Genomic DNA, 576 nt, shown 5'->3' on the forward strand with positions numbered 1-576 from the left:
GATTCGCTTCGTAGCCGACAAGTGCTACTCGATCTGGTGTCGTTTTTGCCCATTTTGTAATGGCATCGAGGAGAATATTCATACATCACCTATATTCTGGCGTTGTGTTTAACCAAGTTGTTCTGGTTGTGTTTGCGGTTTTAACGACGTTTACTTTTCTATCTAGGCTTGTTTGCGTTTTCTTTCTTGGACTAATCGAAGACGCTCGAGTCCTTTTTGCAGATTGCCAGCTAACACACGCGGTTGATGTTCGTAGTACGAACCCCAAGTGGACTTGGCATAGGGGACTTTATTTTGATCGGCCTGCGCGATGATATGAGGCTCCAATCCTAAGCGCGCCATCATGGCGTGAAGTGGGTCTGTCGCGGTGAAGATGCACCATTCAAAACCGAGGTTGACCAGCATTTCTGCGATGAGGTAGAAGTGAAGAGATGACATGCCCTTAGCGAAAGATGCCAAGTGACCAAACTCCACTAAGTTCGAACGTTTTACGTCGCAGTTAAATACGTTAGAAACCAGCTTTTGGGCGTCGTCTTCTAAATACTGTTCAAGGAACAAAGGTTCATCTTCGGCGAT

At 46.0% G+C, this 576-nt stretch carries 1 protein-coding gene; it reads right to left on the reverse strand.

What is annotated here, in order from left to right; translation table 11 throughout:
• Positions 1 to 162: 162 nt before the first annotated feature.
• Positions 163 to 576, reverse strand: a 414-nt coding sequence (locus R8O11_RS29890) for a thermostable hemolysin (protein WP_318195215.1), incomplete at its 5' end; no start/stop codon positions are given.

This window comes from Vibrio sp. 1288 (assembly GCF_033344475.1).